This is a genomic window from Klebsiella sp. GB_Kp056, assembly GCF_040064755.1.
GTDB lineage: Bacteria > Pseudomonadota > Gammaproteobacteria > Enterobacterales > Enterobacteriaceae > Klebsiella > Klebsiella quasipneumoniae.
In genome coordinates this window covers 61712-86808 of the sequence record NZ_JBEAJA010000044.1, presented here as the reverse complement: position 1 = coordinate 86808, position 25097 = coordinate 61712, and the positions used below count along the sequence as shown (strand labels likewise).

The following is a 25097-nucleotide window of genomic DNA, read 5'->3' as shown; positions in this document are numbered from 1 at the left end:
TGTGCCGGATGGCGGCTAACGCCTTATCCGGCCTACGTTATTTGGCGCCGGGTTCCGCCCCTTAGTAGGCCCGGCAAGCGCAGCGCCGCCGGGCAATCGGGCTGGGGCGTTTATGCCGCGAGCCGCGGGATGTGACGCCGAATATTACTCCGGCAGCGTCCAGTCGCCGTCACCCAGCGCGCGCTGCATAATCAACGTATCCCGCCAGTCGCCCATCTTATAGCCGACGCTGCGCAGCTGACCTGCCACGGTAAAACCGAACTTTTTATGGATCGCCAGCGAGCCGGCATTATTATGGCCATCGCCGATGATCGCCAGCATCTGCCGCCATGGGCCTTTCTCGCATTCGGCGATCAGCCGCGACAGCAGCGCGCTGCCGATGCCGCGCCCGCCCATTCCGGATTCCACGTAGATCGATTCTTCGAGGGTGTAGCGATAGGCCGGGCGCGGGCGATAGAAAGTGGCGTAGCAGTAGCCGACGATAGCCCCGCGCCACAGCGCTACCAGCCAGGGCAGCCCGTTATCGCGCACGGTCTGGATCCGTTTACGCATTTCGTCAACGGTGGGGGGGATCTCTTCGAATGAGGCGCGGCCATTGAGCACGTGCCAGACATACAGCGCGGCGATGGCGTGCGCATCGTCGGGCAGCGCTTCACGAATTTCTAAATCACTGTCGAGTAACGGGGCCTCTGCAGGCATGGCGGCGCTCCTGAATCTGCCGGAGAGACATTCTCCGGCGTGCAGCGTAATACAGAAGCGCCAGGCTGAATAGTCCTGCCGCCGATTATTGCGGATCCGTCGGGGAGGCCGGCGTCGGGGCCGCTTCACCCCAGTATTTCTGCTTGCTGGTTTTGCCGATCCCCGGGTTCATGCTGTTGGTCGGATCGTTCTGGCGATAGAACTGCTGCAGGCTCTCCGGCGCTTCATACAGATGACCCACGTTATGCTCCGCCGGGTACTGGGCGCCGCGGGCTTTCAGCAACGCCAGCATCTGCTCCTTCAGCGCATGGGCGTCGACCCCTTTCTTGACGATGTAATCCTGATGGAATACATGGCACATAAAGTGGCCATAGTAGAGCTTATGCACCAGCTGGCTGTCGATCTCCGGCGGCAGATGTTCGAACCACTCGGTATCGTTACGGCGCAGGGCGATATCCAGCGCCAGAATATCTTCCACCTCGTCAGCATGCACCGCCTGATAGCGGATCGCCGCGCCCGCGGCGGCAAAGCGATGGAGGAACGCTTTGCTGCCTTCCTCCGGCGTGCAGGCGAAGAACTCCCCCTCGGCCTGTTGGAAGTACGCCGTCAGCCAGCGCTGCGCTTCTTCGATGCCGTCGCCGGCCATCTTCAGCAGCAGATGGTGTTCATATTTGTCGCGCCAGGTTTTCATCCGCTCCGGTAAATGCGCCGGGAAGACGTGGCCGAGCTTCTGCATAAAGCGGTCGGTAAAGTGCGGCTTAAACAGCGACACTTTCTCCAGCATCGCGTCGGTGCGCCCCTTCATGGTGAAGAAGAACGGCATTTTGTCGGTGCCGAGCTTGTCGATCATCAGGAAGGTGTCTTTGCCATACTTCTCGGCGATATCGTAAATATCGCGGTGCATATATTCCCCGGCCACCGGCAGATGCTGGAACTCGGCGAGGATATGGCGGCGGATCTCGGTCAATACCTGCGGCTGATTGGTGCCAATGTAAAACACCTGCTGGCGCTTCTCCGCCGGGAAGGTATCGAGACGCGCGGCGAAAACCGCCAGTTTACCGGCGCAGCCGGAGGATTCGAACAGGCGGTCCGGGTCGGCGTTGTAGCGCGCCGGGGTGTCGGCATCGACATCGCGCACGCGGGTAACATAGTCGTGATCGTGGGCGTGACGGCCATCGTGCAGCACATCGCTATCGCTGATCCGCTCGTCGTCGAGTCGGCTGAGGATCTGCTCCGGCGTACTGCCGAGATCGATGCCCAGATGGTTGACCAGCTTCAGCTTACCGTCGGCGTCAATCTGCGCGAACAGCGACATCTCGGTATAGGCTGGCCCGCGCTGCACCAGGGAGCCGCCGGAATTGTTGCAGATCCCGCCGATCACCGACGCGCCGATGCACGATGAGCCGATCACCGAGTGCGGCTCGCGCCCCAGCGGTTTCAGCGCTTTTTCCAGTGAATAGAGAGTGGTGCCGGGCCAGGCCAGCACCTGCTCGCCTTTGTCCAGCAGATGCAGCTTATCCAGGCGCAGGGTGCTGATAATCACGATCTCGCGATCGTAATCATTGCCGTTGGGGGTGGAGCCTTCGGTCAGGCCGGTGTTGGCCGCCTGCATCAAAATGATTTTATCGGCGTCGACGCAGGCGTTAAGTACGCGCCAGAGTTCCAGCAGGGTGCCGGGAAAGACAACCGCCAGCGCTTCGCCCTGGCCGGAGCGGAAGCCTTTGCGGTAGCGCTGGGTTTTTGCCGGGTCGGTCAGCAGATGCGAAGGGCCAACCAGGCGCGCCAGGTCAGCCAGAAACGTTTTATGGGTGTTAGTGGGTGCAGATGACATGTTCCACTCCTTGTGGTGGTGCGCGAAATATCGAGGATAAGCATAGCGCTTTGTATGACAATTTGATGCATGAATGTTTCGCAAAAATCAGAGAAGAACCTTAGCATTCTGCGGGCGCGTTGTTTATATATATGGCAAACTGCGGTTTTTATTATGTTTTACCAAGTCCCCGTCTGAGAAAAAGCGAGATAACAATGAAATGGCTCTGCACTGTAGGCGTCGCCGTGAGTCTGGCGCTGCAACCCGCGCTGGCGGATGAACTGTTTGGTAACCACCCCCTGACCCCGCAGGCGCGGGATGCCTTTGTTACCGACCTGCTGAAAAAAATGACCGTGGACGAGAAAATCGGCCAGCTGCGTCTGATAAGCGTCGGCCCGGATAACCCGAAAGAAGCGATCCGCGAGATGATCAAAGCGGGCCAGGTGGGAGCGATTTTTAACACCGTCACCCGTCCGGATATCCGCGTTATGCAGGATCAGGTGATGCAGCTTAGCCGCCTGAAGATCCCGCTGTTCTTTGCCTACGATGTGCTGCACGGCCAGCGCACTGTCTTCCCAATAAGCCTCGGTCTGGCCTCGTCGTTTAACCTCGACGCGGTGAAAACCGTGGGCCGCGTGTCAGCTTATGAAGCCGCCGATGACGGGCTGAACATGACCTGGGCGCCGATGGTCGACGTCTCCCGCGACCCGCGCTGGGGACGCGCTTCCGAAGGCTTCGGGGAAGACACGTATCTGACCACGATGATGGGCCAGGCGATGGTGGAGTCGATGCAGGGCAAGAGCCCTGCTGACCGCTATTCGGTGATGACCAGCGTCAAGCACTTCGCCGCCTACGGCGCGGTGGAGGGCGGGAAAGAATACAACACGGTCGACATGAGCCCGCAGCGTCTGTTCAACGACTATATGCCGCCGTATAAAGCCGGACTCGATGCCGGCAGCGGCGCGGTGATGGTGGCCCTGAATTCGCTGAACGGCACCCCGGCGACCGCCGATTCCTGGCTGCTGAAAGATGTCCTGCGCGACCAGTGGGGCTTTAAAGGCATCACGGTTTCCGACCACGGCGCCATCAAAGAGCTGATCAAGCACGGCGTGGCCTCCGACCCGGAAGACGCGGTGCGCGTGGCGCTGAAGTCCGGCATCAACATGAGCATGAGCGACGAGTATTACAGCAAATACCTGCCGGGGCTGGTGAAATCCGGCAAGGTGACCATGGCTGAGCTGGATGACGCCACCCGACATGTGCTCAACGTCAAATATGACATGGGGCTGTTCAACGATCCGTACAGCCACCTGGGACCAAAAGATTCTGACCCGCAGGACACCAACGCGGAAAGCCGTCTGCATCGTAAAGAGGCGCGCGAAGTGGCCCGCGAGAGCCTGGTGCTGCTGAAAAACCGTCTCGATACGCTGCCGCTGAAAAAATCCGGCACTATCGCGGTGGTGGGCGCGCTGGCGGACAGCAAACGCGACATGATGGGCAGCTGGTCGGCGGCGGGCGTGGCCGATCAGTCGGTGACCGTCCTGACCGGCATCAAAGAAGCGCTGGGCGATAACGGCAAAGTGATTTACGCCAAAGGGGCGAACGTTACCGACGACAAAGGCATTGTCGATTTCCTCAATCTGTATGAGAAAGCAGTGCAGGTTGACCCGCGCTCGCCGCAGGAAATGATCGACGAAGCCGTCGCGGCGGCGAAGCAAGCCGACGTGGTGGTCGCCGTAGTGGGCGAGGCGCAGGGGATGGCCCATGAGGCCTCCAGCCGGACCGACATCACCCTGCCGCAGAGCCAGCGCAATCTGATTGCCGCCCTCAAAGCCACCGGCAAACCGCTGGTGCTGGTGCTGATGAACGGCCGTCCGCTGGCGCTGGTGAAAGAGGATCAGCAAGCCGATGCGCTGCTGGAGACCTGGTTTGCCGGCACCGAAGGCGGGCATGCCATCGCCGACGTGCTGTTTGGCGACTATAACCCGTCGGGCAAGCTGCCGATGTCCTTCCCGCGCTCGGTGGGGCAGATCCCAACCTACTACAGCCATCTGAATACCGGTCGGCCGTATAATCCGGAGAAGCCGAACAAGTACACCTCGCGTTACTTCGATGAGGCCAACGGCCCGCTGTACCCGTTTGGCTACGGCCTGAGCTACACCACCTTTAGCGTCTCCGATGTCACCATGTCGTCGGCCACCCTGCCGCGCGACGGCAGCGTGACCGCCAGCGTGCAGGTGACCAACACCGGCAAACGCGAAGGGGCGACGGTCATTCAGCTGTATCTGCAGGACGTCACCGCCTCCATGAGCCGGCCGGTGAAAATGCTGCGCGGCTTTAAAAAGGTCACCCTCAAGCCGGGTGAAACGCAAACCGTCAGCTTCCCGATCGACGTCGACGCGCTGAAGTTCTGGAACCAGCAGATGAAATACGTCGCTGAGCCGGGCAAATTCAATGTCTTTATCGGCGTGGACTCCGCCCGCGTGCAGCAGAGCGAGTTTGAGCTGTTGTAAGGCAGAGCCCTTAAGCCCAACGTCACACGTTAAAGGCCGATTAATCGGCCTTTTCTTTTTCGTATCGCTGGCAAATGGACTACGCTTTTCTCTTAAGCTTCTGTAAGCGAAGCGCAAAAGAACTGAGGGAAGCGGGATGAAGATGGCGACGAAATGGTCCGGCGCGCTGGCGCTGGCCGCCCTGATAAGTGTGCCGCTGCAGGCGGCGGAGCCGGTGAAGGTCGGCTCGAAAATTGATACCGAAGGGGCGCTGCTGGGCAATATGATCCAGCAGGTGCTGGAAAACCACGGCGTCAAAACGATTAATAAAATCCAGCTCGGTACCACGCCGGTGGTGCGCGGGGCGATTGTCGCCGGCGAGCTGGATATCTATCCGGAGTATACCGGCAATGGCGCTTTCTTCTTTAAAGATGAAAACGACCCGGCATGGAAGAATGCCCGGCAGGGCTATGAGAAGGTGAAACGCCTGGATCAGGAGAAACATCAGCTGGTATGGCTCACCCCGGCGCCGGCTAACAACACCTGGACCCTCGCCGTGCGCCAGGAGCTGGCGGAGAAAAATCATCTGACCTCGCTGGCCGACCTCAGCCGCTATCTGCAGCAGGGCGGCGAATTTAAGCTGGCGGCTTCGGCGGAGTTTATTGAACGCCCGGACGCGCTGCCGGCGTTTGAAAAAGCGTATGACTTCAAACTCAACCAGAACCAGCTGCTGTCGCTGGCCGGGGGCGATACGGCGGTGACCATCAAAGCGGCGGCGCAGCAGACCTCCGGCGTCAACGCGGCGATGGCCTACGGCACCGACGGCCCGGTGGCGGCTCTGGGGTTACAGACGCTGAGCGACCCGCAGGGCGTGCAGCCGATTTACGCCCCGACGCCGGTGGTGCGCGAGGCGGTGCTTAAAGCCTACCCGCAGATCGCCGACTGGCTGAAGCCGGTCTTCGCCAGCCTCGATGAAAAGACCCTGCAGCAGCTCAACGCCCGCATCGCGGTGGAAGGCCAGGATGCGAAGCGCGTGGCGGCAGATTATCTGCAGCAGAAAGGCCTGCTGAAGTAAGCCACCGGTGACCATTCGCTGTACTCACCGCGTCGGCCTGCTGCTGACAGGCCTGCTGCTGGTTACGCTGGCGCTGCCGTTTATCGCTTACGCGCCGAATCGCTTACTCTCCGGGGAAGGGCGCGGGCTGTGGCAGGTGATGCCCTGGCTCGCCGGCGTTCAGCTGGCGGCAGCCCTCGCCGGGATCCTGCTCTGCTGGCTGCCGGGCAGGGTTGCGCCGCTTCTCCATCTGCTGCTGGCCGAACTGCTCTTCCCGCTGCTTATCTGGGGCAGCGGCCAGGCGGCGATTGAGCTCTCCCGGCACGGCTCGCCGCTGGCGCGCACCTCGCCCGGCAGCGGTCTGTGGCTGTCGCTGGCGCTCTGCCTGCTGCTGGCCAGCGAGGCCATTCGTCATCTTACCGCCCGGCCGCTGTGGCGCTGGCTGCTCAATGCGCAAGTCTGGCTTCTGCCCATCATCCTGCTCGCCGCCGGGGCGCTCGATCAGCTCTCGCTGCTGAAGGAGTATGCCAACCGCCAGGAGGTGTTTGACGACGCCCTGCGCCAGCATCTGCTTCTGCTGTTTGGCACCCTGCTGCCGGGCCTGATCATTGGCCTGCCGCTGGGGGTATGGCTCTGGCGGCGTCCGCGCTGGCAGGCGCCGGCCTTCACCGTGCTCAATGTGATCCAGACTATCCCGTCGGTGGCGCTGTTCGGCCTGCTGATTGCCCCGCTTGCCGGTCTGGCGCGCTATTTCCCGGCGCTGGGCGAGCTGGGCGTCTCCGGGACCGGCGTGGCGCCGGCCCTGATCGCCCTGACGTTGTATGCGCTGCTGCCGCTGGTGCGCGGGGTGGTGACCGGCCTGCAGCAGGTGCCGCGGGATGCGCTGGAGAGCGCGACGGCGATGGGCATGAGCGCCGGACAGCGCTTTCGTCTGGTGCAGCTCCCGCTGGCGATGCCGGTGCTGTTGCGCAGCCTGCGGGTGGTCAGCGTGCAAACCGTCGGCATGGCGGTGGTGGCGGCGCTGATCGGCGCCGGCGGCTTTGGCGCGCTGGTGTTCCAGGGGCTGCTGAGCAGCGCGCTGGATCTGGTGCTGCTCGGGGTCGTGCCGACCATTGCCCTGGCGGTGGTCGTGGATGCCCTGTTCGCCCTGTGGGGCGCCTGGCTGAAAGGAGAGGCCAATGATTGAATTTGAAGGGGTCAGCAAAGCGTTTGCCGGCCACCCGGCGGTGAAGGACCTGACCCTGCAGCTGCGCGAAGGCGCTTTCTCGGTGCTGGTGGGAACCTCCGGCTCGGGCAAGTCGACGACGCTGAAAATGATCAACCGCCTGCTGGAGCCGGACCGGGGCATGATTCGCTTTGCCGGCGAAGACATCCGCCAGCAGCCGCTCCTGACCCTGCGGCGGCGGATGGGCTATGCCATCCAGTCCATCGGCCTGTTTCCCCACTGGACGGTGGCGCAGAATATCGCCACCGTGCCGCAGCTGCAAAAATGGCCGCGGGGGAGGATCGCCGACAGGGTCGACGAGCTGATGGCGCTGCTGGGGCTGGAGGCAACGCTGCGCGACCGCTACCCTCACCAGCTCTCCGGCGGCCAGCAGCAGCGGGTCGGGGTGGCGCGGGCGCTGGCGGCAGACCCGGAGGTACTGCTGATGGATGAGCCCTTCGGCGCCCTCGACCCGGTGACCCGTGAGGCGCTGCAGCAGGAGATGCTGCGCATCCATCGCCTGCTGGGGCGGACGATTGTCCTGGTGACCCATGATATTGACGAAGCGCTGCGTCTCGCGGACCACCTGGTGCTGATGGACGGCGGCGAGGTGGTCCAGCAGGGGGCGCCGCTTGAGATGCTCATGCGGCCAGAGAATCGCTTTGTGCAAACCTTTTTTGGCCGCAGCGAGCTGGGCGTGCGCCTGCTGTCGCTGCGCGAGGTGCGGGACTATCTGCGTCCCGACGAGCGGCTGGCGGGCGAGGGGCTGACCGTCACCATGACCCTGCGGGAAGCGCTGTCGCAGTTTGTCGCCCGGCGCTGCGAGGCGCTGCCGGTGGTGGATGCCGAGGGGCAACCCTGCGGCACGCTGCATTTTGCCGATCTGCTGCGCCAGGAGGCGAGTCATGAAGGCGCTTCGTGAGCCGCTGTGGTGGCTTAGCGCGCTGTTTATCGGCCTGCTGGCGGGGCTGCCCTACAGCGCGCCGTTGTTCAGCCGGCTGTTTCCGGAACTGCCGCGGCCGGTCTACCAGCAGGAGAGCTTCTGGGCGCTCACTGTCGATCACGGGTGGCTGGTGGCGGCGTCCAGCCTCGCGGCGACCGCTGTCGGGCTGGGGGCAGGGGTGGCGGTCACCCGGCCCGCGGGCAGCGCGTTTCGTCCGCTGGTGGAGACCATCGCCGCTATCGGACAGACCTTTCCGCCGGTGGCGGTGCTGGCGATGGCGGTGCCGGTGCTGGGCTTTGGCTGGCTGCCGGCGCTGATCGCCCTCGCGCTGTATGGCATACTGCCGGTGCTGCAAGGGACTCTGGCCGGTCTGGGGTCGATACCGTCGGGCGTGTCAGATGTGGCAGAAGGGATGGGCATGACCGGCTGGCAGCGTCTGTGCAAGGTGGAGCTGCCGCTGGCGGCCCCGGTGATCCTGGCGGGGATCCGCACCTCGGTCATCGTCAATATTGGTACCGCGACGATAGCCTCGACGGTGGGGGCCAATACGCTTGGGACGCCGATCATCATCGGCCTGAGCGGGTTTAATACCGCCTATATCGTGCAGGGGGCGCTGCTGGTGGCGCTGGCGGCGATTATTGTCGACCGCGCATTTGAGCGCCTGGCCCGCTGGCTCAGCCGACACCGCCACGTACAATAAAGGAATAGCCGGCCAGCATCACGCCGCTGATCCCGCCGATGGCCATAAGTAAGAAGAGAGTGACGACCGCGATTTTCGCTGGCTTCATAATAGACTCCTGATGTTAACAGGGGGATTATACGGTGAAGCACAGGTGTTAATGAAACATTAATTGCGGTTTAGCGCGCCGCGCCGGGCTTTTTGCCGCTTTCGCTGCGTCACGCGCCGCAAAAAAGTGTGATCCTGCCCGTCATTTTTCATTTTTATGCAGGGCTTCAAAGAAAGTCTCCGCCAGGCAGTGTAAGGTACGCGCTTTCAGGAATGTGTGGTTTGCGGGTATGTACGAGTTTGATCTGGTGTTGCTGCTGCTTCAGCAGATGTGCGTATTTTTGGTCATCGCGTGGTTGATGAGCAAAACCCGACTGTTTATCCCCCTGATGCAAGTCACCGTTCGCCTGCCGCACAAGCTGCTGTGCTACGTCACCTTCTCCATTTTCTGCATTATGGGGACCTATTTCGGTCTGCATATCGAAGACTCTATCGCCAACACCCGCGCCATTGGCGCCGTGATGGGCGGCCTGCTCGGCGGCCCGGTGGTCGGCGGGCTGGTGGGGCTGACCGGCGGCCTGCACCGCTACTCGCTGGGGGGGATGACCGCCTTAAGCTGCATGGTCTCCACTATCGTCGAGGGGCTGCTGGGCGGTCTGGTGCACAGCGTGCTGGTCAAGCGCGGCCGGCCGGACAAAGTCTTTAGCCCGCTGACCGCCGGGGCGATCACCTTCGTGGCCGAGCTGGTGCAGATGATGATTATTCTGCTGATCGCCCGCCCGTTCCAGGACGCCCTGCATCTGGTGCAGAGCATTGCCGCGCCGATGATGGTGACCAATACCGTCGGCGCGGCGCTGTTTATGCGCATTCTGCTGGACAAGCGGGCGATGTTCGAGAAGTACACCTCCGCCTTTTCCGCCACGGCGCTGAAGGTGGCGGCGTCCACCGAGGGGATCCTGCGCCAGGGGTTCAACGAAGAGAACAGCATGAAGGTGGCCCAGGTGCTTATCCAGGAGCTGGATATCGGCGCGGTGGCGATCACCGACCGCGACAAGCTGCTGGCGTTTACCGGCATCGGCGACGACCATCACCTGCCGGGCAAACCTATCTCCTCCTCGTATACGCAACGGGCGATAGAGACCGGGGAGGTGGTGTATGCCGACGGCAACGAGGTGCCCTACCGCTGCTCGATTCATCCGCACTGTAAGCTGGGGTCGACGCTGGTGATCCCCTTGCGCGGCGAGAACCAGCGGGTGATCGGCACCATCAAATTGTATGAGGCGAAAAACCGCCTGTTCAGTTCGATCAACCGCACCCTCGGGGAGGGGATTGCCCAGCTGCTGTCGGCGCAGATCCTGGCCGGGCAGTACGAGCGGCAGAAGGCGCTGCTGACGCAATCCGAAATCAAGCTTCTGCATGCCCAGGTCAACCCGCACTTCCTGTTTAACGCGCTTAACACCCTGAAGGCGGTGATCCGTCGCGACAGCGAGCAGGCCGGCCAGCTGGTGCAGTATCTGTCGACCTTCTTTCGCAAGAACCTGAAGCGGCCGACAGAAATCGTCACCCTCGCCGATGAGATCGAGCATGTTAACGCCTACCTGCAGATTGAGAAGGCCCGCTTTCAGGCTAACCTGCAGATCCAGATGGCGGTGCCGGAAGGGCTGGCGCATCACCAGCTGCCGGCCTTTACCCTGCAGCCGATCGTGGAAAACGCTATTAAGCATGGCACATCGCAACATCTTGGCGTCGGCGAAATTACCATTCGCGCCAGCCAGGACGATCGCTGGCTGCAGCTGGATATCGAAGATAACGCCGGGCTGTACCGGGCCAACCCACAGGCCAGCGGGCTGGGGATGAATCTGGTGGACAGGCGGCTTCGGGCGCGTTTTGGCGCCGACTGCGGCATCAGCGTCACCTGCGAACCGGAGCGCTTTACCCGTGTCACCCTACGTTTGCCCCTGGAGGAGAATGCATGCTGAGAGTATTGATCGTCGATGATGAGCCGCTGGCGCGGGAAAACCTGCGTATTTTGCTGGAGACTCAGCGCGATATCGAGATCGTCGGCGAATGCGGCAACGCGGTGGAGGCGATTGGCGCGGTCCATAAGCTGCGTCCCGACGTGTTGTTTCTCGACATCCAGATGCCGCGCATCAGCGGCCTGGAGATGGTCGGGATGCTCGACCCGGAGCACCGCCCCTATATCGTGTTTCTCACCGCCTTTGATGAATACGCGGTGAAAGCCTTTGAGGAGCACGCCTTTGACTATCTGCTCAAGCCGATTGAAGCTGCCCGGCTGGAGAAAACCCTCGCCCGCCTGCGCCAGGAGCGTAATCTGCAGGATGTGTCGCTGCTGGATGACGCCCGGCAGACGCTGAAATACATACCCTGTACCGGCCACAGCCGTATCTGGCTGCTGCAGATGGAGGATGTGGCCTTTGTCAGCAGCCGGATGAGCGGGATCTACGTGACCGACCGCGAGGGCAAGGAAGGGTTTACCGAGCTGACCCTGCGCACCCTTGAGAGCCGCACGCCGCTGCTGCGCTGTCATCGCCAGTATCTGGTGAATATGGCGCACCTGAAGGAGATTCGCCTGGAGGAGAATGGTCAGGCGGAGCTGCTGATGCGCGCCGGGCAAACGGTGCCGGTGAGCCGGCGCTATTTAAAAAGCCTGAAAGAGGCGATTGGCCTGTAAAGCTGCTACACTGCGCCCCATTGCATCATCGACAGTAAAAGGCACTCATGCTCAGTAATGATATTCTTCGTAGCCTGCGCTACACCCTGAAAGTCAATAATAACGATATGGTGCGCATTCTTGCGCTATCCGACATGGAATCCACCTCCGCCAGCTTTGACACCTGGACGACGAAAGAGGATGAAGAGGGCTTTGTCCGCTGCCCGGACATTATCCTGTCGGGTTTCCTCAACGGCCTTATCTATGACAAGCGCGGTAAAGACGATTCAGCGCCGGAGCTGGCGCTGGAGCGCCGGGTGAATAACAATACGGTGCTGAAAAAGCTGCGGATCGCCTTCTCGCTGAAAACGGACGATATTGTGGCGATCATGAGCGAGCAGAAATACCGCGTCTCGGTGCCGGAAGTGACCGCCATGATGCGGTCGCCTGACCACAAAAACTACCGCGAGTGCGGCGACCAGTTTCTGCGCAATTTCCTGCGCGGCCTGACCCAGCGGGTGCATAACCCGAAGGCGTGATGGTTAGCCGGGGGCGGCTTCGCCTTACCCGGCCTACAAAATACAAAACCCGTCGGCCCGTGCAAGCGTAGCGCCGCCGGGCAAAAAAAAGCCGGAGATATTCTCCGGCTTTTTTATTATTTCACCTGCTGACCCGGCTTCGCGCCGTCGTCAGGGCTTAACAGGAAGATATCCTTCCCGCCAGGGCCGGCGGCCATCACCATCCCTTCCGAGATGCCGAAGCGCATTTTGCGCGGCGCCAGGTTGGCGACCATCACCGTCAGGCGGCCAATCAGCGGCTGCGGATCCGGATAAGCGGAGCGGATGCCGGAGAAGACGTTACGCTTCTCGCCGCCAAGATCCAGCGTCAGGCGCAGCAGCTTGTCGGAGCCCTCGACGAATTCCGCGTTTTCAATCAGCGCCACGCGCAGGTCGACTTTGGCGAAATCGTCAAAGGTGATGGTTTCCTGAATCGGATCGTCCGCCAGCGGGCCGCTGACCGGCGCCGCGGTGGCTTTCACCTCTTCTTTAGAGGCTTCCACCAGGGCTTCAACCTGCTTCATCTCGATGCGGTTGTACAGCGCCTTAAACGGATTGACCTTATGCGCCAGCAGCGGCTGCTGGATGGCGTCCCAGCTCAGCTCGCTGTTGAGGAACGCTTCCGCGCGCGCGGCCAGCTGCGGCAGGACCGGCTTCAGCCAGGTCATCAGCACGCGGAACATATTCAGGCCCATGGTGCAGATGGCCTGCAGGTCGGCGTCGCGGCCTTCCTGTTTCGCCACCACCCACGGCGCCTGCTCATCGACATAGCGGTTGGCCACGTCGGCGAGGGCCATGATTTCGCGGATGGCCTTACCGAACTCGCGGCTGTCCCACGCTTCGCCGATGCTTTCCGCCGCGTCGGTGAAGGTTTTGTACAGCGCCGGGTCGGCCAGCTCAGCGGCCAGCACGCCGTCAAAACGCTTGCTGATAAAGCCGGCGTTGCGTGAAGCGAGGTTAACCACCTTGTTGACGATGTCGGCGTTAACGCGCTGGATAAAGTCTTCCAGGTTGAGGTCGATATCATCGATGCGCGAAGAGAGCTTGGCGGTGTAGTAGTAGCGCAGGCTGTCGGCATCAAAGTGCTTCAGCCAGGTGCTGGCCTTAATGAAGGTGCCGCGCGACTTAGACATCTTCGCGCCGTTGACCGTCACGTAGCCATGCACGAACAGGTTGGTCGGTTTACGGAACTGGCTGCCTTCCAGCATCGCCGGCCAGAACAGGCTGTGGAAGTAGACGATGTCCTTGCCGATAAAGTGATACAGCTCGGCCGTGGAGTCTTTCTTCCAGTATTCGTCGAAGCTGGTGGTGTCGCCGCGCTTGTCGCACAGGTTCTTGAATGAGCCCATGTAGCCGATCGGCGCGTCCAGCCAGACGTAGAAATATTTGCCCGGCGCGTTCGGAATTTCGAAGCCGAAGTACGGCGCATCGCGGGAGATGTCCCACTGCTGCAGGCCGGATTCGAACCACTCCTGCATTTTGTTCGCCACCTGCTCCTGCAGCGCGCCGCTGCGGGTCCACGCCTGCAGCATTTCGCTGAACGACGGCAGGTCGAAGAAGAAGTGTTCGGAGTCACGCATCACCGGCGTGGCGCCGGAGACCACCGATTTCGGGTCGATCAGTTCGGTGGGGCTGTAGGTCGCGCCGCACACTTCGCAGTTATCGCCGTACTGGTCCGGAGATTTACACTTCGGACAGGTGCCTTTCACAAAACGGTCCGGCAGGAACATGCCTTTTTCCGGATCGTAGAGCTGAGAGATGGTGCGGTTTTTGATAAAACCGTTCTCTTTCAGACGGGTGTAGATAAGCTCCGACAGCTCGCGGTTCTCGTCGCTGTGCGTCGAGTGATAGTTATCGTAGCTGATGTCGAAGCCGGCAAAATCGGTCTGATGCTCCTGACTCATCTCGCCAATCATCTGCTCCGGGGTGATACCGAGCTGTTGCGCCTTGAGCATGATCGGCGTGCCGTGGGCGTCGTCGGCGCAGATGAAGTTGACCTCGTGGCCGCGCATTCGCTGGTAACGGACCCAGACATCAGCCTGGATGTGCTCCAGCATGTGGCCGAGGTGGATGGAGCCGTTGGCGTACGGCAGGGCGCACGTTACCAGAATTTTCTTCGCGACTTGAGTCATAGTGAGCATTACATCTTCTGTTGTAAAAAGGGCTTCCGATATTACCAAAAGGGCTGTGGGTGCGCCATAAATGGCTGCCCATATATGGATAATCCTTTCCTGTGATAAACTCTGTGATTACTGAAAGCATCTCAAAACAACAAAGGAGTCGGGATGAATTCGCAATCCCAGGCCAAATCCCCCGAGCGCCTCCGCGCGATGGTCGCCGGGACGCTGGCCAATTTCCAGCACCCAACCCTGAAGCATAATCTCACCACCCTCAAGGCGCTGCACCATGTCGCCTGGCTGGACGATACCGTTCATATCGAGCTACAAATGCCGTTCGTCTGGAGCAGCGCCTTCGAAGCGCTCAAAGAGCAGTGCAGCGCCGAGCTGTTGCGTATCACTGGCGCGAAGGCCATCGACTGGAAGCTGACCCACAGCATCGCGACCCTCAAGCGCGTGAAAAACCAGCCCGGCATCAACGGCGTGAAGAACATTATCGCTATCAGCTCCGGGAAAGGCGGCGTCGGTAAATCTTCTACTGCCGTAAACCTGGCGCTGGCGCTCGCCGCGGAAGGGGCGAAGGTGGGCATTCTGGATGCCGATATCTACGGCCCGTCGATTCCGACCATGCTTGGCGCGGAAGACAGCCGCCCGACCTCGCCGGACGGTACCCATATGGCGCCGATCATGAAGTTCGGTCTGGCCACCAACTCTATCGGCTACCTGGTGACCGACGACAACGCCATGGTGTGGCGCGGGCCGATGGCCAGCAAGGCGCTGATGCAGATGCTGCAGGAGACCCTGTGGCCGGATCTCGACTACCTGGTGCTGGATATGCCGCCGGGCACTGGCGACATCCAGCTGACGCTGGCGCAGAACATTCCGGTCACCGGCGCGGTGGTGGTCACCACGCCGCAGGATATCGCGCTGATCGACGCCAAAAAAGGCATCGTGATGTTCGAAAAAGTGGAAGTGCCAGTGCTGGGGATCGTGGAAAACATGAGCATGCATATCTGCAGCAACTGCGGGCACCATGAGCCGATCTTCGGCACCGGCGGCGCGCAAAAACTGGCCGAGAAATACCACACCCAGCTGCTGGGCCAGCTGCCGCTGCATATTACGCTGCGGGAAGATCTGGATAACGGCACGCCGACGGTGGTGGCGCGTCCGGAAAGCGAATTTACCGACATCTATCGCCAGCTGGCGGGTCGGGTGGCGGCCCAGATGTACTGGCAGGGAGAAGTGATCCCGGGTGAGATTGCCTTCCGCGCCGTTTAAGGCCGCGGCGAGCGCATCAGCCAGTATCCGCCCTCGGGCGAGGCGCCCTGTGCTTCGATGGTCCAGCCGTGACGCTGGTAGAAGCGCAGGGCGTTTTTATTTTCCATCAGGCACTTCAGCGTCCCGCTGGCGGTAAAGGTCTGTTCGACCTGCGCCAGCAGCGCGCTGCCGATATGTTTGCCCTGCCAGTCCGGGTCGACGAACAGATGGTGAAGAAAGTTATCGGCGGTCCATACGGCGGCAAAGCCCACCGGCAGGCCGTCGTATTCCGCGATCCATAGCTGTTCTTCCGCGGTGGCGGCATCGAAATCTTCCAGCCGCCACGTCGTGGAGGGAAGCCAGGTCCACGACATACTGCGCGCCCGCAGAAAGAGCTGGCGCAGCGCCGGAGAGTCCGCTGGTTCGCCGGGGCGGATGCGGAGTTTGAGCGGATCAGCGATGATAGAAGATCTCGCCATCGTACACCTTGAGGATTTTGCCTTCGGTGTCGGTGATCAGCACGTAGTTACCGCCCATATAGGTCCAGTGGCTGCCGGCGTCCGGCGCGGGCAGATTACGCTGCTGCCACCCTTTGATGTTGTATTCGGGGGTGAGGTACATCGCCGGAACGGTGTCGCCAATGTGGAACTGGGTGAAGTCGGCGGTGAACTCTTTCAGCGCATACTGATCGATCCCCGCGGCAGAAGCCGTCCAGCTGGCGCCGGCGGTGGCAAGGAGTACGCCCAGAAGCATCATTTTTGTTTTACGCATAGTTTCCTCAATATTACCTGGACTCAAAATAGCAGCCTCGTATCATTCCTGATGCGTTGCTGAAATGGCAAGCACTGGATTTTTAAAAAGTGTAAGCAAAACACGGCGCAAGTCCTGCGCCGCTTGCGTTGCAGCGACGGTGATGCCTATTTTGGGAGCAATCTGAAGCAGGGGAGAATCGGCATGTTCAGGCTGGAAGATCTGACCTTATTTGTCCGCGCCGCGGCACTGGGCAGTTTTAGCGACGCCGCGCGCGAGGCGGGGCAGCAACCGGCGCAGGTGAGCGCGGCGATTAAGCGTCTGGAGACAATCCTCAATATTCGCCTGTTCGCCCGCTCGACCCGCAGCCTGCGCCTGACGCCGGAGGGGGAGACCTGGCTGCCGTATGCCACCCAGATGCTTGATACCCTCGAGGCCGGCCTGCAGAAGATCCAGACCCCGGACGATGAAATTCGCGGCATGCTGCAGATCGCCGTGCCGTCGGATCTCGGGCGTAACCTGCTCCTGACCCTGTTCCGCGACTTTCGGCAACGCCACCCGGCGCTGCGCCTGCGGCTGCTCTTTTCCGACCAGCTGACCGACGTGTTTAAAGATCCGGTGGACGTCGCGTTTCGCTATGGCAATAACGATGACGCCTCGTTTATTTCGCTGCCGGTGGCGCCGGAAAATCGTCGGGTGCTGGTGGCCTCTCCTGAGTGGATCTCCCGCCACGGCGAGCCGCAGACCCTTGAGGAGCTCGGCCAGCACAATGCGTTGATCTACATATTGCGCGGCCGCCCGTTCGACCGCTGGTCGCTGAGCCTCGACGGCGAAGTCCTGCAGCAGAAGGTCTCCGGCACGGTGATGAGCGACGACGCGGAGGTGATCCGCCGGCTGGCGGTAGCCGGGGAGGGCATTGCCTATAAATCGATGCTCGACGTCAGCGACGATCTGCGGGCGGGCCGCCTGCGGCGCCTGCTGCCGCGTTACCAGGGGGATGTGGTGCCGTTGAACCTGATTTGTCCGCACCGCAAACAGCTCTCTGCCGCGGTGCGTTTGTTATATGAAGAGGTGAAATCACATTGTGAAGGGCTTAATGTCTAACTAAGGTCGCGAAGTAGTAGACCAGCGGGACGGCCAGCACCCACAGGCCAATCGGGATTTCCCGCCACTTGCCGGCGATGGCCTTGATCACAATGTAAAACAGCAGCCCGCCGGCGATGCCGGTGCCGAAGCTGTTGGCGATGAGGGTGATCATCACCATCATCAGCACCGGCAGGCCGTCGGTGAAGTTGCCGAGATCCACTTTGCGCAGGCCGCTGAACATGTTCAGGCCGATCAGGATCAGCGCCGGGGCGGTGGCCTCCTTCGGGATCATCAGCGCCACCGGCGTGAACAGCAGCATCAGCAGGAACATCACCGCCGCCGACAGCGCGGTGAGGCCGGTTTTGCCGCCGGCTTCCGCCGCCGCCGAGGACTCAATCAGCGCCGTCGCCGCCGGAATACCTACCCACGGGCCGAGCGCCGCGGCAATCGAATCGACCATAAACGGGCGATTAATCTGCGGCATGTTGCCTTCTTCATCCAGCAGACCCGCCTCGCCGCCCACCGCCAGCGTCGTCCCCATGGTGGAGAAAAACTCAGAAGCGAAAAAGACGAACAGGAACGGCAGGAAGGCGATGTTTAACGCCCCCAGCAGGTCAACCTCTCCCAGCACCGGGGCCAGCGAGTGGGGGACATCGATAAAATGCGTCGGCAGTTTCGTGACGCCGAACGGGATCCCCACCAGGGTAGCGCACAGAATGGCCCACAAAATGGCGCCCGGCACCTTACGCGCCTGCAGGGCTATCGCCAGGAACAGGCCGCACAGCGCCACCAGCGCGCCGGGGGCGAGGAAGTCGCCGAGCATCAGGGCGTTGGTTTTGGCATTGGCGAGCACCAGCCCGGCGTTGCGAAAGCCGAGGACGGCGACGAACAGGCCGATGGAGGCCGTCAGCCCCAGCTTGATCGACTGCGGCACCGAGCGGGTGACCACTTCGCGCAGGCCAAAGCGGGTCAGCAGGAAGAAGAGAACCCCCGACCAGCAGGCGATCCCGAGGCCTGTCTGCCAGCCAATCCCCTCGCTACCGGCCAGCGTGACCCCCACCAGCACTGAGCCGCCAATGCCCGGGCCGACGATAAACGGCAGGTTGGCGTAAAACGCCATCAGCAGCGAGCCGACGACGAAGACCAGAATGGTGCCGGTGGTGGCGGCGCCTTTGTCCATTCCGCCGATCGCCAGCAGTCCCGGGATGACCACCAGTAAATAGGCGGCGGCGAGAAAACCGGTGATCCCGGCCAGGCATTCGCTGCGCAGCGTGCCGCCGCGCGAGCGCAGCGCAAAGCGGCGCTCCAGCCAGTTATCACGGGCGGAAGAGTGAAGTGTGTTATCGGCCATGCTCAGGCTCCCTGAGGATTATTGTTGTGAGGCGTTGGCGCCGGGGTTTCCCGGCAGGCTATCAACGGGTCGACTATCTGGCGGCTGCCGCCGTCGGTCAGACCCAAATCGGTTAAATGCGGCCCGGCGTTACAGGCAAGACAGGTGCCTTCAATGGCCTTAAAAACCCGGTACGGCGGCTCCCAGTCGGCGACTTTGCTGCTCAGATCGCGCAGCTCGCGGAACTGACGCGCCAGCTCGGCGGCCGGGAGATCCGACAGCATGCCGGCAATCGGCATCGCCACATGGGCGAGGATCTCGCCCCGTTGCGCCAGCGCCATCCCGCCGCCGGAGGCGATAAGCTGGTTGGCCGCCTGCGCCATATCCTCAGCATTGCGCCCGAGCACCACCAGATTGTGTGAATCGTGGGAATAGCTGGTGGCGATGGCGCCGCGCAGCTCGCCCCAGCCTTCAAGCAGGGCGATTTGCGGCGTCGCCTGATGGCGGCCGTGGCGGTGCTTGACCCAGATCAGGCTGAAGCCGGCGGGCAGCTGGACCTGGCCGTCGCGGATCTGCACTTCGACCTCACCCCACAGGGTGAAGCGCGCGCCGCGGATATGGCGCAGGCGGGCGACGCCGTGGCGAATGCCCTTGATGCGCAGGATAAAGTCATCGGCGGCGAGGGGGGCTATCTGCAAGGTATCGCGCGGCGGCGTCACGCCCGGCGCCGGGGCGATCGGCTTCAGCAGGCGGCCGGCATGGGCCAGCCGTTCCCCGCCAACGTAGACTTCGCGGGCCGCCAGCTTCTCCAGGGAATCAAACACCACCAGGTCGGCGCGTCGCCCGGCGGCAATCAGCCCGAGATCGTGGCGCTGCAGGCGAATAGCGGCGTTGAGGGTGGCGAAACGCAGCGCATCGACCGCCGGTAATCCATGCTCGATCAGCAGGTTGAGCAGGGCGATGATCCCGCCTTTCTCCAGCAGCATATCCGGCGGCACGTCGTCGGTGCAGACGGTGATCTGCGAAGAGAGGTGCGGCAGCGTTTTCAACGCCGCCACGATATCCGGCAGCAGGTAGGGGTGCGAGCCGCGGATCTCGATCGTCAGCCCGGCGCGCAGTTTTTCCAGCGCGTCGTCCGCCGAGGTCAGTTCATGATCGGAGGTGACGCCGGCGGCGAGGTAGGCCTGCAGGTCGGCGCCGCTCAGCCCGCGGGCGTGGCCTTCGATCAGTTTTCCGCTGTTGAGACCGGCCTGGACAATCTCCTGCATCCGCTCGCTGCCGTGCAGCACGCCGTGCATATCCATCACTTCCGCCACGCCGCGCACTTCCGGCCAGCCGAGCATGGTCTCCATTTCCGCGCCGGCGAAATCGGCGCCGGACATTTCGAGTCCGGGGGTGGAGGGCACGCTCGACGGCGCGGCGACCATCACCTGCAGCGGCAGGTGGCGGCTGGCGTCTACCGCGTAACGCACGCCCTCGACGCCGAGCACGTTGGCCAGCTCATGCGGATCCCAGAACACCGCGGTGGTGCCCTGGGTGAGGACGATTTCGGCGTAGCGCTCGGGCGGCAGGTGGGAGCTTTCAAGGTGCACGTGGGTGTCCATCAGGCCGGGCGACAGGTAGCCGCCGGACAGGGAACGCACTTCATGGGCGTCGACGCGGCTGCCGCGCGGGTGGACGCTGGCGATCATCTCGCCGACGATACCGACGTCAGCCGGGCGGATTTCGCCCGTGGCCATATCGACGATCTGCGCATCGACCAGCAGCAGATCAAACGGGGATTCGCCGCGCGCGGCCTGCACGGCGCGACGGCGGACTTGAGCATTGCTGGACATAACCACTCCGGCACAAGGATAATGCGGATACTCTAGGGGCACAGCAAACGTTTGCCCAGATGAATAAATTTATCACCCGATAAGCTCGGGTTATTGTGCAGGACCACCGTAGCGAACCCGATGATGAACGAACCCTGGCAGCGGCTGCCCGCGCTCTCTCTTAAACAGCTTCAGTATTTCGTCACCCTGGCCCAGCTGCGCCATTTTACCGATACCGCCAGTCGGCTGGCGATTAGCCAGCCGGCGCTGAGCAGCGCTCTGCGGCAGATTGAAACGGTGCTCGGCGGCAAGCTGGTCAACCGCACCGCTTCGGCGGTCACCCTGACTGAACTGGGGGCGGCGATTTTACCCCACGCCCAGCGGATCCTCAGCGTGGCGCAGGCGGCCTTTTTCGATATGCAGCAGATCGTCGAGGCGGGCGGCGACGGGACGGTGCGCATCGGCCTGGTGCCGTCGGTCAGTTCGCTGCTGTTTCCGCTGCTGCCGCAGACCCTGGCCCAGGCCTTTCCCCGCCTGCGTATTGAATTTCACGATCAGACTAACGATGCGCTCATCCAGGCGCTGTTGCGCGGCGAGATTGATTTCGGCATCGGGGCGATCGACAGCTCACTGCCCGCAGAACTGCTGGTCTATCCGCTGCGCGACGATCCCTTCGTGGCGGTGCTGCACCGCGACGATCCGCTGGCCGCGCAGGCGCATCTGCCGTGGAAACAGCTGGTGGGGCGGGACATTGCCGTCTTCTCGAAGGGCAATATTCAGCGGCTGGTGGCGGCATTAGTGGGGAGCCATCGCCTGACGCTGACCACCCGCTACCAGGTGGACTATATCGAAACCCTGTATGGCCTGGTGCGCTCGCGCTTAGCGGTGGCGATACTGCCGGAGCTGTATACCACCCATCTGCAGGACCCGGCGCTCAAGGTCGCCCAGCTGCAGCAGCCGGCGCTGACCCGCACGGTGGCCCTGATGCGCGGGCCGCAGGCGCTGCCGCCGCTTATCGAAGACTGTTTTTCCCTGCTGCAGGCCGCCTTGCGCTAGGGCAGGTGCTTGATCAGCACGTCTATGGTTAAGTGGTTGATGTACTCCAGCGAGTGTGAGGAGAGGACGCCCAGCAGCCGGTTATGGTGTCCGGCAATAATTAAATCGATCTGCCGCTGTCGAACGCAGGTTTCGACATCTTCAAAGCGGCGGGTGGTCACCAGCGAGAGGGTATCCACCGGCAGGGAGACGGTGCAGGCCAGCTCGTTGAGCAGGGCTTTGGCCTGGATCACCTCCTGCGAGACCTGATCGTCGCGCAGGCTGTCGGAAACATAGTTCAGCGCCCGGTAGTCGGTGCTGATGTGGGCGATAGTGATGCGCATGCCGTTCTCTTCCGCCATTCTGGCGGCATGCTCGAGCAGCGGGACGCCGTCCTGACTGCTGTTAATCAGTACCAGCGCATGGTGATAAACGGCCATGGCGTATATCCTCGGTAGGCTAAATAGCGCGTGATGTCATCATTTTCCGCTCGCCAGCAGCGGAATGCAATCTCGCCCGGTCGATTGATAAGCATGATAGCCGCGATGGTGTCGTTGCAGGGCTAAAGGCTTGTTGTATGAACCGGTGAGTTGCGGTAAATTCCACAACGCTTAACAATTTCACTATTTTGACTCGGGGTGCCCTTCTTCGTTGAAGGCTGAGAAATACCCGTACCACCTGATCTGGATAATGCCAGCGTAGGGAAGTCAGAGACCGCAGGGTCATTGCTTCTACCTCGTCTGGCGGGAGCAAACCATGCCTGAGCTGTTGAATCCCGCGCCTGTCGCGCACCTGCGCCATCTGCTGCGCGCCCATTCCCCCCTTGTGCACTGCATGACCAATGACGTGGTGCAGACCTTTACCGCCAATGTTCTGCTGGCCGTCGGCGCCTCGCCGGCGATGGTGATCGATCCCCGCGAAGCGGCGCAGTTCGCCGCCATCGCCGATGCGCTGTTAATCAACGTCGGCACCCTGACCGAAGATCGCGCAGTGGCCATGCGTGCCGCAGTGGAGCAGGCCCGCCAGGCCGGCAAGCCCTGGACGCTGGATCCGGTGGCGGTCGGCGCCCTGACCGTGCGCACGGCCTTTTGTCACGCGCTGCTGGCCTTCCAGCCGGCGGCCATTCGCGGGAATGCCTCCGAAATTCTGGCGCTGGCCGGGATGAGCGCCGGCGGGCGCGGGGTGGATACCACCGATACGGCCGCCGCGGCGCTGCCGGCGGCCCAGGCGCTGGCTCGTCAGTTGACCACCGTCGTGGCGGTCACCGGTGAGGTGGATTACGTCACCGACGGCGAGCGGGTGCTCAGCGTGGCGGGCGGCAGTGCGCTGATGACCCGGGTGGTGGGCACCGGCTGCGCGCTGTCGGCGGTGGTGGCGGCGAGCGCGGCGCTGCCGGGAGACCGGCTGGAAAACGTGGCCGCCGCCTGCGGGCTCATGAAGCAGGCCGGGGAAATCGCTGCCCGTCACGGGGGGCCCGGGAGCTTTGTTCCGGCGTTTCTCGACGCGCTGTATCAGGAGGTGCGCGCATGAAACGCATCAATGCTCTGACCATCGCCGGCACCGATCCCAGCGGCGGGGCCGGTATCCAGGCCGATCTGAAAACCTTCTCCGCGCTGGGGGCCTACGGCTGCTCGGCGATCACCGCCCTGGTGGCGCAGAATACCCGCGGCGTGCAGTCGGTCTATCGTATTGAACCGGACTTTGTGGCGGCGCAGCTCGATTCGGTGTTCAGCGATGTGCGCATCGATACCACCAAAATCGGCATGCTGGCGGAAACCGATATTGTGGAAGCCGTGGCCGAGCGGCTGGCGCGCTACCGGGTGGCCAACGTGGTGCTGGATACCGTCATGCTGGCGAAAAGCGGCGATCCGCTGCTGTCGGCCTCGGCGGTGGAGACCCTGCGTCAACGATTGTTGCCGCAGGTGTCGCTGATTACCCCGAACCTGCCGGAAGCGGCCGCCCTGCTCGATGCTCCCCATGCGCGCAACGAGCGCGAAATGCTGGAGCAGGGGCGGGCGCTGCTGGCGCTGGGCTGCGGTGCGGTATTGATGAAGGGCGGCCATCTCGATGATGCCGAGAGCCCGGACTGGCTCTTCACCCGCGAAGGGGAACAGCGATTTACCGCGCCGCGAGTACAGACCAAAAACACGCACGGCACCGGCTGCACGCTCTCGGCGGCGCTGGCGGCGCTGCGTCCGCGTCACGCCGACTGGGCGGCCACCGTTACCGAGGCCAAGGCCTGGCTGTCGGCGGCCCTGGCGCAGGCCGACTCCCTGGAGGTGGGCCACGGCATCGGGCCGGTGCACCATTTCCATGCCTGGTGGTAAATGGCAGCGTAACGGGACAGCAGAAACTCCTGAAAAAATGCCCTCCCGGCTGGAAAATAGGCTAAGTCGGTACCAGGCTTAACCTGCCCAAAATAATTGGGTTGGGATAATGCATGCCGGCTCCGGCCGGCCTTACGGGAGATTGCTATGACTGATATTACGCAGTTGCTGGGCAAAGATGCCGAGAGCCTTTTGCAGCACCGTTGTATAACCATTCCGGCCGACCAGCTGTATCTGCCTGGCGCAGATTATGTTGATCGGGTGATGGTGGATAACAACCGGCCGCCGGCGGTGCTACGCAATATGCAAACCCTGTACAACACCGGACGACTGGGGGGGACCGGCTACCTGTCCATTCTGCCGGTCGACCAGGGCGTGGAGCACTCGGCGGGGGCCTCCTTCGCCGCCAACCCGCTGTACTTTGATCCGAAGAATATCGTCGAGCTGGCGATCGAAGCCGGCTGTAACTGCGTGGCGTCGACCTACGGCGTGCTGGCCTCGGTGTCGCGCCGTTACGCGCATCGTATTCCTTTCCTGGTGAAGCTCAACCATAACGAAACGCTGAGCTACCCCACCGAGTACGACCAGACCCTCTACGCCAGCGTTGAGCAGGCGTTCAATATGGGGGCGGTGGCCGTGGGCGCGACGATCTATTTCGGCTCGGAACAATCGCGTCGTCAGATAGAAGAGATCTCCGCGGCCTTTGAGCGGGCGCATGAGCTGGGCCTGGTCACCGTGCTGTGGGCCTATCTGCGCAATTCGGCATTCAAGAAAGACGGTGTCGACTACCATGTTTCCGCTGACCTGACCGGTCAGGCCAACCACCTGGCGGCCACCATCGGCGCCGATATCGTCAAGCAAAAGATGGCGGAGAATAACGGCGGCTACAAAGCGGTTAACTTCGGCTATACCGATGACCGGGTGTACAGCAAACTGACCAGCGATAACCCCATCGATCTGGTGCGCTACCAGCTGGCCAACTGCTACATGGGCCGCGCCGGGCTGATTAACTCCGGCGGCGCGGCGGGCGGGGAGACCGACCTTGCCGACGCGGTGCGCACGGCGGTGATCAATAAACGCGCCGGCGGCATGGGGCTGATCCTTGGCCGCAAAGCGTTTAAGAAATCGATGGCCGACGGCGTGAAGCTGATCAATGCCGTGCAGGATGTCTATCTGGACGGGAAAGTGACTATCGCCTAAGGCGAAAATCCGGGCGTCACCGCC

At 62.2% G+C, this 25097-nt stretch carries 23 protein-coding genes and 1 riboswitch; of the genes, 14 read left to right on the top strand and 9 right to left on the bottom strand.

Annotated features, from left to right (window positions below):
• Positions 1 to 144: 144 nt before the first annotated feature.
• Positions 145 to 699 (bottom strand): GNAT family N-acetyltransferase, encoded by a 555-nt coding sequence (locus ABLV52_RS10770; protein WP_002912829.1) that lies wholly within the window; start codon positions 697 to 699, stop codon positions 145 to 147.
• An 85-nt stretch (positions 700 to 784) separates the two neighbouring features.
• On the bottom strand, positions 785 to 2530 hold the full coding sequence (gene dld, locus ABLV52_RS10765) for a D-lactate dehydrogenase (RefSeq protein WP_048297897.1): 1746 nt from the start codon (positions 2528 to 2530) through the stop codon (positions 785 to 787).
• 194 nt (positions 2531 to 2724) lie between these two features.
• Here dld and bglX point away from each other — a divergent pair, with 194 nt between their 5' ends.
• The 5 genes from bglX (at position 2725) to ABLV52_RS10740 (ending at position 8902) form a co-directional block, all read left to right on the top strand.
• Complete coding sequence (bglX, locus tag ABLV52_RS10760) at positions 2725 to 5022, top strand: beta-glucosidase BglX (protein ID WP_032453511.1); 2298 nt, start codon at positions 2725 to 2727, stop codon at positions 5020 to 5022.
• A 136-nt stretch (positions 5023 to 5158) separates the two neighbouring features.
• Positions 5159 to 6076, top strand: coding sequence for an ABC transporter substrate-binding protein (locus ABLV52_RS10755; RefSeq protein ID WP_236948276.1), 918 nt, complete (start codon positions 5159 to 5161; stop codon positions 6074 to 6076).
• 7 nt (positions 6077 to 6083) lie between these two features.
• Positions 6084 to 7241 carry an ABC transporter permease gene (locus tag ABLV52_RS10750; protein ID WP_049014354.1) on the top strand — a complete coding sequence of 386 codons (1158 nt, stop codon included), beginning with the start codon at positions 6084 to 6086 and terminating at the stop codon, positions 7239 to 7241.
• Positions 7234 to 8181, top strand: coding sequence for an ABC transporter ATP-binding protein (locus ABLV52_RS10745; RefSeq protein WP_023290423.1), 948 nt, complete (start codon positions 7234 to 7236; stop codon positions 8179 to 8181). The genes ABLV52_RS10750 and ABLV52_RS10745 overlap by 8 nt, the downstream gene beginning before the upstream one ends.
• Positions 8165 to 8902: an ABC transporter permease gene (locus ABLV52_RS10740; protein WP_023290422.1), complete on the top strand. Its 738-nt coding sequence runs from the start codon at positions 8165 to 8167 to the stop codon at positions 8900 to 8902. Before ABLV52_RS10745 ends, ABLV52_RS10740 begins: the two co-directional genes overlap by 17 nt.
• Here ABLV52_RS10740 and ABLV52_RS10735 read toward each other — a convergent pair.
• Positions 8877 to 8990: a protein YohO gene (locus tag ABLV52_RS10735; RefSeq protein ID WP_002912762.1), complete on the bottom strand. Its 114-nt coding sequence runs from the start codon at positions 8988 to 8990 to the stop codon at positions 8877 to 8879. The two genes, ABLV52_RS10740 and ABLV52_RS10735, sit on opposite strands and share 26 nt — an antisense overlap.
• Before the next feature lie 229 nt (positions 8991 to 9219).
• On the opposite strand from ABLV52_RS10735, the gene ABLV52_RS10730 reads away from it, so the two are divergent.
• Genes ABLV52_RS10730 through ABLV52_RS10720 form a run of 3 tightly spaced genes read left to right on the top strand, consistent with a single transcriptional unit; the run spans position 9220 to position 12139 of the window.
• Positions 9220 to 10908 (top strand): sensor histidine kinase, encoded by a 1689-nt coding sequence (locus ABLV52_RS10730; RefSeq protein WP_004189065.1) that lies wholly within the window; start codon positions 9220 to 9222, stop codon positions 10906 to 10908.
• Positions 10902 to 11621, top strand: a complete 720-nt coding sequence (gene btsR, locus ABLV52_RS10725; RefSeq protein ID WP_023290421.1) for a two-component system response regulator BtsR — start codon at positions 10902 to 10904, stop codon at positions 11619 to 11621. The genes ABLV52_RS10730 and btsR overlap by 7 nt, the downstream gene beginning before the upstream one ends.
• Positions 11622 to 11668: 47 nt before the next feature.
• A complete protein-coding gene (locus ABLV52_RS10720; RefSeq protein WP_023290420.1) occupies positions 11669 to 12139 on the top strand; it encodes a DUF1456 family protein in 471 nt (156 codons plus the stop codon).
• A 116-nt stretch (positions 12140 to 12255) separates the two neighbouring features.
• On the opposite strand, the gene metG is transcribed toward ABLV52_RS10720, so the two are convergent.
• On the bottom strand, positions 12256 to 14289 hold the full coding sequence (gene metG / locus ABLV52_RS10715) for a methionine--tRNA ligase (protein WP_032429194.1): 2034 nt from the start codon (positions 14287 to 14289) through the stop codon (positions 12256 to 12258).
• A 153-nt stretch (positions 14290 to 14442) separates the two neighbouring features.
• On the opposite strand from metG, the gene apbC reads away from it, so the two are divergent.
• Positions 14443 to 15552, top strand: a complete 1110-nt coding sequence (gene apbC / locus ABLV52_RS10710) for an iron-sulfur cluster carrier protein ApbC (protein WP_023290418.1) — start codon at positions 14443 to 14445, stop codon at positions 15550 to 15552.
• On the opposite strand, the gene ABLV52_RS10705 is transcribed toward apbC, so the two are convergent.
• Together ABLV52_RS10705 and ABLV52_RS10700 are read right to left on the bottom strand one after the other, a co-directional pair.
• Positions 15549 to 16010, bottom strand: coding sequence for a GNAT family N-acetyltransferase (locus tag ABLV52_RS10705; RefSeq protein WP_348890358.1), 462 nt, complete (start codon positions 16008 to 16010; stop codon positions 15549 to 15551). The two genes, apbC and ABLV52_RS10705, sit on opposite strands and share 4 nt — an antisense overlap.
• Entirely contained in the window at positions 15985 to 16302 is a 318-nt protein-coding gene (locus ABLV52_RS10700; protein ID WP_004201590.1) for an RcnB family protein, read from the bottom strand. Before ABLV52_RS10700 ends, ABLV52_RS10705 begins: the two co-directional genes overlap by 26 nt.
• 183 nt (positions 16303 to 16485) lie before the next feature.
• On the opposite strand from ABLV52_RS10700, the gene ABLV52_RS10695 reads away from it, so the two are divergent.
• Entirely contained in the window at positions 16486 to 17385 is a 900-nt protein-coding gene (locus ABLV52_RS10695) for a LysR substrate-binding domain-containing protein (protein ID WP_348890357.1), read from the top strand.
• Here the strand turns inward: ABLV52_RS10695 and ABLV52_RS10690 are convergent.
• Together ABLV52_RS10690 and ABLV52_RS10685 are read right to left on the bottom strand one after the other, a co-directional pair.
• Positions 17375 to 18718 carry an NCS2 family permease gene (locus tag ABLV52_RS10690; protein ID WP_023290415.1) on the bottom strand — a complete coding sequence of 448 codons (1344 nt, stop codon included), beginning with the start codon at positions 18716 to 18718 and terminating at the stop codon, positions 17375 to 17377. The two genes, ABLV52_RS10695 and ABLV52_RS10690, sit on opposite strands and share 11 nt — an antisense overlap.
• A 2-nt stretch (positions 18719 to 18720) precedes the next feature.
• The gene (locus tag ABLV52_RS10685) at positions 18721 to 20532 is read right to left on the bottom strand and encodes an adenine deaminase C-terminal domain-containing protein (protein WP_348890356.1); all 1812 of its coding nucleotides are present in this window, start codon (positions 20530 to 20532) and stop codon (positions 18721 to 18723) included.
• 120 nt (positions 20533 to 20652) lie between these two features.
• On the opposite strand from ABLV52_RS10685, the gene ABLV52_RS10680 reads away from it, so the two are divergent.
• Positions 20653 to 21567 carry a LysR family transcriptional regulator gene (locus tag ABLV52_RS10680; RefSeq protein WP_348890355.1) on the top strand — a complete coding sequence of 305 codons (915 nt, stop codon included), beginning with the start codon at positions 20653 to 20655 and terminating at the stop codon, positions 21565 to 21567.
• On the opposite strand, the gene ABLV52_RS10675 is transcribed toward ABLV52_RS10680, so the two are convergent.
• A complete protein-coding gene (locus tag ABLV52_RS10675) occupies positions 21564 to 21986 on the bottom strand; it encodes a universal stress protein (protein WP_049093674.1) in 423 nt (140 codons plus the stop codon). The two genes, ABLV52_RS10680 and ABLV52_RS10675, sit on opposite strands and share 4 nt — an antisense overlap.
• A 184-nt stretch (positions 21987 to 22170) precedes the next feature.
• Positions 22171 to 22268: riboswitch (TPP riboswitch) on the top strand.
• 34 nt (positions 22269 to 22302) lie between these two features.
• Between ABLV52_RS10675 and thiM the strand changes: the two genes are divergently transcribed.
• From thiM to fbaB, 3 genes are all read left to right on the top strand, one after another.
• Positions 22303 to 23076 (top strand): hydroxyethylthiazole kinase, encoded by a 774-nt coding sequence (gene thiM, locus ABLV52_RS10670; RefSeq protein WP_023290408.1) that lies wholly within the window; start codon positions 22303 to 22305, stop codon positions 23074 to 23076.
• Positions 23073 to 23873, top strand: coding sequence for a bifunctional hydroxymethylpyrimidine kinase/phosphomethylpyrimidine kinase (gene thiD, locus ABLV52_RS10665; RefSeq protein WP_009307429.1), 801 nt, complete (start codon positions 23073 to 23075; stop codon positions 23871 to 23873). Before thiM ends, thiD begins: the two co-directional genes overlap by 4 nt.
• A 147-nt stretch (positions 23874 to 24020) precedes the next feature.
• Complete coding sequence (gene fbaB / locus ABLV52_RS10660) at positions 24021 to 25073, top strand: class I fructose-bisphosphate aldolase (RefSeq protein WP_004201578.1); 1053 nt, start codon at positions 24021 to 24023, stop codon at positions 25071 to 25073.
• Positions 25074 to 25097 lie beyond the last annotated feature (24 nt).

Excerpts from the sequence above, each read along its gene's own strand:
- ABLV52_RS10675 (WP_049093674.1), bottom strand. The coding sequence starts at position 21,986 with ATGGCCGTTTATCACCATGCGCTGGTACTGATTAACAGCAGTCAGGAC.
- metG (WP_032429194.1), bottom strand. The coding sequence starts at position 14,289 with ATGACTCAAGTCGCGAAGAAAATTCTGGTAACGTGCGCCCTGCCGTAC.
- ABLV52_RS10700 (WP_004201590.1), bottom strand. The coding sequence starts at position 16,302 with ATGCGTAAAACAAAAATGATGCTTCTGGGCGTACTCCTTGCCACCGCC.
- fbaB (WP_004201578.1), top strand. The coding sequence starts at position 24,021 with ATGACTGATATTACGCAGTTGCTGGGCAAAGATGCCGAGAGCCTTTTG.
- ABLV52_RS10695 (WP_348890357.1), top strand. The coding sequence starts at position 16,486 with ATGTTCAGGCTGGAAGATCTGACCTTATTTGTCCGCGCCGCGGCACTG.
- bglX (WP_032453511.1), top strand. The coding sequence starts at position 2,725 with ATGAAATGGCTCTGCACTGTAGGCGTCGCCGTGAGTCTGGCGCTGCAA.
- thiM (WP_023290408.1), top strand. The coding sequence starts at position 22,303 with ATGCCTGAGCTGTTGAATCCCGCGCCTGTCGCGCACCTGCGCCATCTG.
- ABLV52_RS10745 (WP_023290423.1), top strand. The coding sequence starts at position 7,234 with ATGATTGAATTTGAAGGGGTCAGCAAAGCGTTTGCCGGCCACCCGGCG.
- ABLV52_RS10720 (WP_023290420.1), top strand. The coding sequence starts at position 11,669 with ATGCTCAGTAATGATATTCTTCGTAGCCTGCGCTACACCCTGAAAGTC.
- ABLV52_RS10770 (WP_002912829.1), bottom strand. The coding sequence starts at position 699 with ATGCCTGCAGAGGCCCCGTTACTCGACAGTGATTTAGAAATTCGTGAA.
- thiD (WP_009307429.1), top strand. The coding sequence starts at position 23,073 with ATGAAACGCATCAATGCTCTGACCATCGCCGGCACCGATCCCAGCGGC.
- ABLV52_RS10735 (WP_002912762.1), bottom strand. The coding sequence starts at position 8,990 with ATGAAGCCAGCGAAAATCGCGGTCGTCACTCTCTTCTTACTTATGGCC.
- ABLV52_RS10755 (WP_236948276.1), top strand. The coding sequence starts at position 5,159 with ATGAAGATGGCGACGAAATGGTCCGGCGCGCTGGCGCTGGCCGCCCTG.
- apbC (WP_023290418.1), top strand. The coding sequence starts at position 14,443 with ATGAATTCGCAATCCCAGGCCAAATCCCCCGAGCGCCTCCGCGCGATG.
- btsR (WP_023290421.1), top strand. The coding sequence starts at position 10,902 with ATGCTGAGAGTATTGATCGTCGATGATGAGCCGCTGGCGCGGGAAAAC.
- ABLV52_RS10740 (WP_023290422.1), top strand. The coding sequence starts at position 8,165 with ATGAAGGCGCTTCGTGAGCCGCTGTGGTGGCTTAGCGCGCTGTTTATC.
- ABLV52_RS10690 (WP_023290415.1), bottom strand. The coding sequence starts at position 18,718 with ATGGCCGATAACACACTTCACTCTTCCGCCCGTGATAACTGGCTGGAG.
- ABLV52_RS10730 (WP_004189065.1), top strand. The coding sequence starts at position 9,220 with ATGTACGAGTTTGATCTGGTGTTGCTGCTGCTTCAGCAGATGTGCGTA.
- ABLV52_RS10680 (WP_348890355.1), top strand. The coding sequence starts at position 20,653 with ATGATGAACGAACCCTGGCAGCGGCTGCCCGCGCTCTCTCTTAAACAG.
- dld (WP_048297897.1), bottom strand. The coding sequence starts at position 2,530 with ATGTCATCTGCACCCACTAACACCCATAAAACGTTTCTGGCTGACCTG.
- ABLV52_RS10685 (WP_348890356.1), bottom strand. The coding sequence starts at position 20,532 with ATGTCCAGCAATGCTCAAGTCCGCCGTCGCGCCGTGCAGGCCGCGCGC.
- ABLV52_RS10705 (WP_348890358.1), bottom strand. The coding sequence starts at position 16,010 with ATGGCGAGATCTTCTATCATCGCTGATCCGCTCAAACTCCGCATCCGC.